The sequence below is a fragment of the Pantoea sp. GM_Pan_4 genome (assembly GCF_026541005.1).
Taxonomy (GTDB): Bacteria; Pseudomonadota; Gammaproteobacteria; order Enterobacterales; family Enterobacteriaceae; genus Pantoea; species Pantoea dispersa.
The window spans coordinates 120,178-129,460 of the sequence record NZ_JALNUZ010000011.1 but is presented as its reverse complement, the minus strand read 5'-3'; the positions used below and the strand labels follow the sequence as shown (position 1 = coordinate 129,460).

The window sequence follows — 9,283 nt, the reverse complement described above, 5'->3', positions numbered from 1 at the left end:
TTACGTGTTCACTCAGCAAAGACTTGATATTTTTTACGTCCGGAGACGCTGATATCAATCCTGCAAGTGCCCACACAGATTGTCTGATAAATTGTTAAAGAGCAGTGCCGCTATTTCTCAAGCGGCGCGGGATGCGTATATTACGCTTTCCGCTTTCTCAGTCAAGCATTTATTTTTGCTTTTCTGAAGGTTGCCGTTAAGGGCCACCTTACTAACAGGGCGCTTCGTAAGCCGTTGTGCCGTGTCAGTGGAGGCGCATTATAGGGAGTTCTTTCGGGCTGACAAGGGCTAAATGCAAATTAATTTTCGAATGCTGTTTTTTTCGGCGAAAGCCCGTCAAATCGCCAGTTTTTCCAGCAGCGGGAAGCCATAACGCTGCAAAACCGGTGATAATTGCACCACTTCGTCATCCATACGCGTACAAAATGCCACATTTTGTCCGCTGGAACGCGCCTGAGGCGCTTCGTGCTCTAACAACCAGGCGGTGCGCCGTGCAATGGCTGCGCCCGAATCCACCAGCCGGGTGCCGTCCGGCAACACCTGCTGCAGCTCTTCACGTAACAGCGGGAAATGGGTACAACCCAGCACCACGGTATCCGGCGGCTCCTTCATGCGTAGCCACGGTTGCACTGCGCGACGTACATCGTCCAGCGACACCGTTTCTCCGTGCAGTTTGGCTTCCGCCAGTTCAACCAGTTCCGCCGAGCCCAGCATTTCGATTTTACATTCGCGCGCAAACTGCGCCACCAGCTCATGGGTGTAAGGCCGTTTCACCGTGCCGCGCGTGGCCAGCAGGCCGACCACGCCGTTACGCGTCAGACGGGCCGCCGGTTTAATCGCCGGCACGACGCCAACGACCGGGAATTCAAAGCGCTGACGCAATGCTGGCAGGGATACAGTACTGGCGGAGTTACAGGCGATGACCACTAACGCCAGCGGCACGCGCTGCACGATAGCCTCCACCACCGCCACGACCCGCTCAACAATGTACTCTTCGCTTTTTTCACCGTAAGGGAAACCGGCATTATCGAAGGCATAGAGATAGTGCAGGCCCGGCAGCAGTTGCCGGACCTCATCATAGACGGAGAGCCCACCGACGCCGGAGTCAAACACCAGCACGGTGGGGCGCAGATCAGAAGCTGTAGCTGGCGCTGAGATAGTACTCCGTTCCTGGAGTTTGATAGCCATACACTGTCTCGTAGTCTTTATCGAACAGGTTGGCAATTCTACCACGAACGGTGAGCTGTGATGTGACCGGATACGAAACTGCCAGATCCCATAAACTTACACCGCCCAGTTTGACGCGTTGCGGGGTAAAGGCGTGGTTGTAATCCGTATCATAGCGATCGCCGAGATAATGATAGGTCAGTGACCAGTCAAACTCATAAATCGTCCAGTCGAGCTGGTATTTCACCTGCTGCTTCGCACGGCGCACCAGCGGTTGATCGGTTTCAGCATCGCGCGCATCAACGTAATCGTAAGAAATCTGATGGCTAAGCGGACCGGTATCGAACGACGCCGTGGCTTCTACGCCCTTAATGCGCGCTTTATCGATGTTGTAATAGATATAGGTGGTGGGATCGCTATCAATCAGATTATCGATATCGTTACGATAACCGGATACGCGCCAGTTTACCGGCCCGGTCAGGCCAGAGAAGCCCGCTTCCCACTGTTTACTCTCTTCCGGCTTCAGGTCGCTGTTGCCATAAGAACCATACAACTGGCCGAGACGAGGCGCTTTATACGCCGTCGCGTAATTGGCAAACACGCTATAGCCATCAACAAACGCCCATGACGCCCCGCCCTGCCAGGTGCCGTGCCAGCCAAACTGGCTGTTGTCGTCACCGCGTACCGCGCCTTCCAGCGTTACGCTGCCCAGTTGCTGCTGGGTGGTGGCATAAATGCCGGTGTTACGCAGTTCGGTGCTGTCAGCCACGTAAGCGGTGCCGGGTTCCGTGGTCTGTTTCTGCCAGTCCACGCCCGCGCTTACGCTGCCCTGCGCCACCTGCAACGTATTGCCCCACTGCACATTGTACTGCTTGCTGTCATCCAGCGTGGTCGACGGGCCGTAGCGGCCTGTACGCGGATCATAGTTATAGTCTTTGCTGCGGCTGTAGCTGGCGATCAGCTGCGTCGAATAAATGTCGTTGCTGTAACGCAGGCCGCTGTCCCAGGTCTGGCTGTAGAGCTGACGGGTATCGTTTAATCCGTTGATGTTGAAACTGTTATCGTAGCTGTAGGTGCCGTCGTAGGCCGTGCGGTTGTCAAAACCGTAGCCACGGACAAAGCCGCTCAGCCCGTCACTGAACTGGTGCTCCAGCGCGCCATACAGCGTCTTATTCATGAAGCCATCGCGATCTTTCTGCGCCGGATCGCCATACACATCCGGCAGGTTTGCCACCACATCATAGCCGCGCGTGTAGGTGTAGTTGCCCGCCATGGTCAGCTTCGTGGCTGCCCCCAGCTGCTGCTGGGTAGAACCTTCATAGTTTTGATAGCCTTTCGAGCCCACGCCCGCACTCAGCGTCGTGCCCGGCTTATCACGACCGGTGATGATGTTCACCACGCCGCCAATTGCATCGGAGCCATACACCGCCGAGCGCGCACCGCGCACATATTCGATGCGCTGGACCAGAGAAAGCGGAATCTGGCTTAAATCAGACGATCCGGACACACCCGCCTGGTTTAGCCGGATACCGTCAATGAGTATAAGTACGTGGCTGGAGTTAGTACCGCGCACAAACAGCGAACTCAGCTGGCCGAGGCCACCGTTTTGCGCGATGTCCACGCCAGGCAGGCGACGCATGACGTCCGTCAGGCTTTTCGCCTGCCAGCGATCGATATCGTCGCGGGTCACGACTGTCGTCGGCGCGAGAACGGAGGAAACCGGCTGCAAAAACCGGTTGGCGGTAACGATTTGCGTATCATCATTCTGCTGCGCGTAGCCAGATTGCGCCCAGAGCGACAACGCCGTTGCACTAAAGGCAAACAGCGAAGCGTGTGTTGTTTTCATTGTTATAGCATCCAAAAGACGAAGCAGGATGCCGCAGGTCCGGGATCGATAGCACGCGATGATCTCAGGAGTTGCGACGTCACACCGGCAGGTCTTCGGGCTGGGAATCATAAGTGGTGAAGACTTCCCATCCGCGAGGACAGTGTCTGCAATTGCGATCACCACGACATTCTTTTACCGCTGCGCGTCAGCTCCAGATTCACACTGGATTCCCTTTTAACTCAAGGAGGCCGGCAGCCGCAGTCTACGTTTAAGAAGGCCGGAAATCCAGACTGCCAGCCTTCCTGCACTGTCCGGGGCTGGACATCAGCAGATGAATGCCTACAATCGCCCGGCAGGCAGGCTTAACACCAGGATTGAAGATGACACCCGAACAACTCCCGATTGAACAATACGACGCGCAACTGGCGGAAAAAGTCAGCCGCTTACAGGCGATGATGGCCCCCTACGCAGCGCCCGGCGTGGAGGTGTTCCGCTCGCCGGTCAGCCACTATCGTATGCGCGCCGAATTCCGCATCTGGCACGACGGTGACGATCTTTATCACATCATCTTCGATCAAGAGACCAAACAGCGTATCCGCGTCGATCAGTTTCCGGCGGCCAGCCAGTTGATCAACACGCTGATGCCAAAGTTGATCGCCGCGATCCGCGATAATCGCGCGCTGCGTTTCAAACTGTTCCAGATCGATTATCTCTCCACCCTCAGCAACCAGATCGTGATCTCGCTGCTGTATCACCGCAAGCTGGAAGCCGACTGGACCGAAGCCGCGACTGCGCTGCGCGATAGCCTGCGTGCAGAAGGGTTTGATGTGCAGCTGATTGGCCGTGCCACGAAAACCAAAATCTGTCTCGATCGCGATTACGTCGATGAGCGCCTGCCGGTGGCCGGCCAGGAGATGATCTATCGTCAGGTGGAGAACAGCTTCACCCAGCCGAATGCGGCGATGAATATTCAGATGCTGGAGTGGGCGCTGGACGTGACGCAAGATTCGCGCGGCGATCTGCTGGAGCTGTACTGTGGTAATGGCAACTTTTCGCTGGCGCTGGCGCGTAACTTCCGTCGCGTACTGGCGACGGAAATCGCCAAACCGTCGGTGGCTTCGGCGCAGTACAACATCGCGGCCAACCACATCGACAACGTGCAAATTATTCGTATGGCAGCCGAAGAGTTTACCCAGGCGATGAACGGCGTGCGCAGCTTTAACCGTCTGGAAGGTATCGATCTCAATAGCTATCAGTGCGAGACCATCTTTGTCGATCCGCCGCGCAGCGGGCTGGATGACGAGACGGTGAAGATGGTGCAGGCCTATCCGCGTATTCTCTATATTTCCTGTAATCCGCAGACGCTGTGCGACAACCTCAGCGTACTGAGTGCCACGCATAACATCACGCGGCTGGCGCTGTTTGACCAGTTCCCTTACACCCACCATATGGAATGCGGTGTGTTACTGACGCAAAAAGCCTAAAAAAAACGGGAACCCTGCGGTTCCCGTGATTGTTTTCAGTGCTTGTTCTTGCTGCGGCGGAAGCGCATGGCGATCCAGAACACCAGCGCCACCATCAGAATGGTCGGGATGAAGTTAGACCCGATATCCGGATATTCGGCACGCACCAGCGCGCTGTACACCAGGATCCCCAGCAGAAAAAATGCCGCCGCCAGCGAAGGCATGCCGTCCGGCATATTGCGGTTGAGATAGCGCTGATGCAGACACCACGCGGCAAGGCCAAGGGCGATCAGCGGGAAAATCGAAAAGGGAACAAAGGTGCTGAACAGCACCGAAAAGGAGCCGTTGATAGCTAAACCGGTGATAAAAGCCAGTAACAGCGTTCCTTTATCGCGAGGGTTTTGCTCAATCATTTCATTATCCTTATCACATTACTCTTCGGGGGTTTCCAGGGTAACCGCCAGGCGCTCTTGCTCCCGGCGATACCAGTAATACGCGCCTTTGGCGATCATTCGCAGCTGCAGCACCAGACGCTCTTCCAGTTTGCGCCGCTGTTCGATATCCACATCCAGCGCTTCCGCGCCGGCACTGAACACAATCGTCACCATCGCTTCCGCCTGCGCTTCGGTAAAGCTGCGCGGCATGCGGTTTTCCAGCTCAAGGTAGTCGGCCAGTTCAGCAATAAAGTGCTGAATCTCCCGCGCCACCGCCGCACGGAAGGCCGCTGACGTGCCGGAGCGCTCGCGTAGTAAGAGACGAAAAGCGTTGGGATTGTTCCCGATGAACTCCATAAACGTGGCGACCGAGGTTTTAATAATGCTGCCGCCTTTGGCAATGCGCTGGCGCGCCTGGCGCATCAGCTGGCGCAGCATCAGGCCACTTTCATCGACCATCGTCAGGCCGAGCTCATCCACATCGCGAAAGTGACGGTAAAACGAGGTCGGTGCAATGCCGGCTTCGCGTGCCACTTCGCGTAAACTCAGGCTGGCAAAACTCCTTTCTGCACTTAACTGACTGAATGCCGCTTCAATCAGTGAACGTCGTGTACGTTCTTTTTGTTGCGCTCGAACGCCCATTTTCCCGGCCTTGTGAGTAATCAGGCAGGCACTATAACAAACTTTTCAGCGTACAGCGGCGCAAAGTTTGTGACCGCCTGTTAACCTCACTGATTGTCAAACTTTGCCAATTTACGCTGTTAGAATTCAGATGTGCGCGGCGAGATGTTAGAATCTCGTTGTAAAAATGTATAGAAACATAGGACGTACTGGTATGCAAAAGTCTTACGATTACGATGCCATTGTGATTGGCTCCGGTCCGGGCGGCGAAGGTGCGGCGATGGGGCTGGTGAAGCAGGGAGCGCGCATTGCAGTGATCGAACGCTACCACAACATCGGCGGCGGTTGTACTCACTGGGGAACCATCCCTTCCAAAGCTCTGCGTCACGCTGTCAGCCGTATCATCGAGTTCAATCAAAACCCTCTTTATAGCGATCACACCCGACTCCTGCGCTCCTCGTTCGCCGACATTCTGAATCATACTGAGAACGTCATCAGCCAGCAGACTGCCATGCGTCAGGGCTTTTACGAGCGTAACCGCTGTGAGCTTTATCAGGGCGACGCCCATTTTGTTGATGCCAACACCATCGAAGTGGAACAGCCAGACGGCACGCGCGAGCGCTTAACCGCAGAGAAGTTTGTCATCGCCTGTGGTTCCCGCCCGTATCATCCGGCGGACGTCGATTTTACCCATCCGCGCATTTACGACTCCGACTCCATCCTCAACCTGCATCATGAACCCGGCCACGTCATCATTTATGGTGCGGGCGTGATTGGCTGTGAATATGCGTCGATTTTCCGCGGTCTTAACGTCAAGGTTGACCTGATCAACACCCGCGATCGCCTGCTGGCGTTCCTCGATCAGGAGATGTCTGATTCGCTCTCTTATCACTTCTGGAACAGCGGCGTGGTGATTCGTCACAACGAAGAGTTTGAGAAGATTGAAGGTGTCAGCGATGGCGTCATCATGCACCTCAAGTCCGGCAAAAAGGTCAAAGCCGATTGCCTGCTGTACGCTAACGGCCGTACCGGTAATACCGATTCACTGGCGCTGGAAAACGTCGGGCTGGAAGCCGATGGCCGTGGACTGCTGAAAGTGAACAGCATGTATCAGACCGCACAGCCGCATATCTATGCGGTGGGCGACGTGATTGGCTACCCGAGCCTGGCCTCTGCCGCTTACGATCAGGGCCGCATTGCCGCGCAGGCGATCATCAAAGGGGAAGCCACCGCACACCTGATTGAAGATATCCCGACCGGGATTTACACCATTCCGGAAATCAGCTCCGTCGGCAAAACCGAACAGCAGCTGACGGCGATGAAAGTGCCGTATGAAGTGGGCCGTGCACAGTTTAAGCATCTGGCGCGCGCGCAGATTGTCGGCATGCACGTCGGCAGCCTGAAGATCCTGTTCCACCGCGAAACCAAAGAGATTCTGGGTATTCACTGCTTTGGCGAGCGTGCGGCGGAGATCATTCACATCGGCCAGGCCATCATGGAGCAGAAGAACGGCGGTAACACGATTGAGTATTTCGTGAACACCACCTTCAACTACCCCACCATGGCCGAAGCCTACCGCGTGGCGGCGTTAAACGGCTTAAACCGCCTGTTTTAACGAACGGTCCAGGTAACCCTGCATGTGGGTTTTAATTGCTTCTGCCAGCTGCTCATAGCGGCTGCGCAGAGGCGATCCCGGACGATACACCAGCGCGATGGTGCGCTGCGGCACCGGTTTGTAACACGGCAGATAGCACACGCCATCACGTACGCGCTCATTCGGCACCGCTAGCGACGGCAGCAAAGTAATACCGCTGCCGGCTGCTACCATGTTGCGCAGCGTTTCCAGACTGGTCGCGCGGAAATGGGTATCTTCATCAGCGCCGGCTTCGAAGCAGAAGCCCATCGCCTGATCGCGCAGACAGTGACCATCTTCCAGCATCAGCAGTTTCTCACCGGCCAAATCCGACATCGGCACGCGATCGCGATCGTGCCACGGGTGATCCTGGTAGATCGCCAGCTTCATCGGCTCATCAAACAGCGGCACTTCAATAAAAGCTTCGCTCTCTTTTACCAGCGCCAGAATCGCGCAGTCGAGCTTACCGCTGTCGAGCTGCGCCAGCAGCTGCTGCGTTTGCGCCTCGTGCAGATACATCTCGAGTTTCGGGAAGGTCTGATGCAGCATCGGAATAATATGCGGCAGCAGATAGGGACCGGTGGTCGGAATCAGACCAATGTGCAGCGGCCCGGACATGGTTTCGCCCTGCTGGCTAGCCATCTCCTTCAGTACCTTCACTTCACGCAGCACGGTTCGCGCCTGATCCACCAGCAGCAGTCCAGCCTGAGTAAACAGCACCTTACGGCTGGTCCGTTCCAGCAGCATCACACCCAGTTCATCTTCCAGCTTGCGAATCTGCCCGCTCAGGGTCGGCTGGCTGACATGACAGGCATCAGCGGCACGACGAAAGTGGCGATGTTCCGCCAGCGAAACCAGATATTCCAGATCACGAATGTTCATTGATAGCCTCCAAACCACGATAGCCCGTGGCGATAGATAGAATAGCAATGAACGATTAGCCCTATCAAGCGGTGAACAGGAATAATACCGGCCATCTGATTAAGACCACAGATTGTTAAAGCGGCTAACGCACACACGCAACAACAACAATCTGGAGCAGCACCTGCAACCTGCTCACGAAATCACTGAGTTGGCCGGGAGTGCCAGCCCTTTGATGATGTGCCTATAACTATATGTAATTCCGAAGCTAGAGGTTGGCGGGCTACTTAAAGCCCGCTTTTTTTTGCTTCTGCATCACAGTGGCACATCACCCAGCAACTGCTGCAAATCCTGCTCCGTCAGCACCAGGGAGTGGCCGACGATACCGGACTGCGTCAGCTCCTGCTGCAGATCGTCATTATTCAGCACCAGCTCATACTGCTGCGTGTCCGGGTTAAGCTCCGCGTCCTGGAACAGGTTAACCGGCACGCTGGCCAGCAGGTCGTGCAGATGCAGGCCGCTGAGCGCCTCCGGCCGGGCCACGTCTTCCGTAACATCATCCGCGACGATCAGGCTGACCGGCGCACTGACATTCCCTGCGCCGCATGTCACCACGATCTGATGCTCGCCAGCGGCCAGCGCATGAGACGGCGTAAAGGTCCATTTGTGATCGCTATCGACCAGCGCACTGCCGAGCGGCTCATCGTTATCAAACAGCTCAACCCGGCTGCCGGGCTGGCCTTTACCGGAAAAGGTCGGCTGGGTTTGCGTAGTGCTCTCTTCCGGCCAGATAAACTGCGTGCCGCTGTGCATGGCGGTTAGCGTGACCGGTACAAAACCGGCATCCTCCACGATCAGCGTGAAGGGTGCGCTTGCGCTCTGCGGCATTGCCGCCACCTGTGCCACGAACTGATGACTCCCGCCCGCCAGCGCGTCAGGCAACGTAAAACTGAAGAAGCCGGTTTGAGCATCGCTGAGCGTGCTGCCTACTAACTCGCCGTGATGGTAACACTCAAGCGTGACGCCCCGGCCGGCATAGCCGTTCAGCGCAGGGCGCGTATCGCGGGTGATTTCGCCATCGACAATAAAACCGCCGTCATTCACCGAGGCGGAATCGAAGGTGACAGGAACCTGGTTTTCAACGGCCGGCTCCAGAGGAAAGAAAGGGTAGCCAAAGCGTGAAGTGCTCATTTATGTTCTCCAAATTAACTGCGAGCACACTTTAAGAACTCTTCACGCCAGGCCGATCAAGAATTGTCTCTTTTTTACGAAAGAA

8 protein-coding genes and 1 riboswitch are annotated in these 9,283 nt (G+C 56.0%); of the genes, 2 read left to right on the top strand and 6 right to left on the bottom strand.

Annotation, left to right across the window (positions count from 1 at the left end; genetic code table 11):
* Nucleotides 1-336: 336 nt before the first annotated feature.
* A complete protein-coding gene (gene murI, locus OXR61_RS19235; protein WP_040679621.1) occupies nucleotides 337-1,188 on the bottom strand; it encodes a glutamate racemase in 852 nt (283 codons plus the stop codon).
* The gene (gene btuB, locus OXR61_RS19230) at nucleotides 1,133-3,013 is read right to left on the bottom strand and encodes a TonB-dependent vitamin B12 receptor BtuB (RefSeq protein WP_021506821.1); all 1,881 of its coding nucleotides are present in this window, start codon (nucleotides 3,011-3,013) and stop codon (nucleotides 1,133-1,135) included. Before btuB ends, murI begins: the two co-directional genes overlap by 56 nt.
* A gap of 68 nt (nucleotides 3,014-3,081) precedes the next feature.
* A riboswitch (cobalamin riboswitch) is annotated at nucleotides 3,082-3,263 on the bottom strand.
* A gap of 112 nt (nucleotides 3,264-3,375) precedes the next feature.
* On the opposite strand from btuB, the gene trmA reads away from it, so the two are divergent.
* Nucleotides 3,376-4,479: a tRNA (uridine(54)-C5)-methyltransferase TrmA gene (gene trmA / locus OXR61_RS19225; RefSeq protein WP_021506822.1), complete on the top strand. Its 1,104-nt coding sequence runs from the start codon at nucleotides 3,376-3,378 to the stop codon at nucleotides 4,477-4,479.
* A 35-nt stretch (nucleotides 4,480-4,514) separates the two neighbouring features.
* Here the strand turns inward: trmA and OXR61_RS19220 are convergent, their stop codons facing one another.
* Both OXR61_RS19220 and fabR read right to left on the bottom strand, forming a co-directional pair.
* Nucleotides 4,515-4,871 carry a YijD family membrane protein gene (locus tag OXR61_RS19220; RefSeq protein WP_021506823.1) on the bottom strand — a complete coding sequence of 119 codons (357 nt, stop codon included), beginning with the start codon at nucleotides 4,869-4,871 and terminating at the stop codon, nucleotides 4,515-4,517.
* 18 nt (nucleotides 4,872-4,889) lie between these two features.
* Entirely contained in the window at nucleotides 4,890-5,534 is a 645-nt protein-coding gene (gene fabR, locus OXR61_RS19215) for an HTH-type transcriptional repressor FabR (RefSeq protein ID WP_031279587.1), read from the bottom strand.
* A 193-nt stretch (nucleotides 5,535-5,727) separates the two neighbouring features.
* On the opposite strand from fabR, the gene sthA reads away from it, so the two are divergent.
* Nucleotides 5,728-7,128 carry a Si-specific NAD(P)(+) transhydrogenase gene (sthA, locus tag OXR61_RS19210; RefSeq protein WP_021506825.1) on the top strand — a complete coding sequence of 467 codons (1,401 nt, stop codon included), beginning with the start codon at nucleotides 5,728-5,730 and terminating at the stop codon, nucleotides 7,126-7,128.
* On the opposite strand, the gene oxyR is transcribed toward sthA, so the two are convergent.
* Together oxyR and OXR61_RS19200 are read right to left on the bottom strand one after the other, a co-directional pair.
* Nucleotides 7,111-8,028, bottom strand: coding sequence for a DNA-binding transcriptional regulator OxyR (gene oxyR / locus OXR61_RS19205; protein ID WP_021506826.1), 918 nt, complete (start codon nucleotides 8,026-8,028; stop codon nucleotides 7,111-7,113). The genes sthA and oxyR overlap by 18 nt on opposite strands.
* A gap of 294 nt (nucleotides 8,029-8,322) precedes the next feature.
* Nucleotides 8,323-9,198, bottom strand: a complete 876-nt coding sequence (locus tag OXR61_RS19200) for an Ig-like domain-containing protein (RefSeq protein WP_021506827.1) — start codon at nucleotides 9,196-9,198, stop codon at nucleotides 8,323-8,325.
* Nucleotides 9,199-9,283 lie beyond the last annotated feature (85 nt).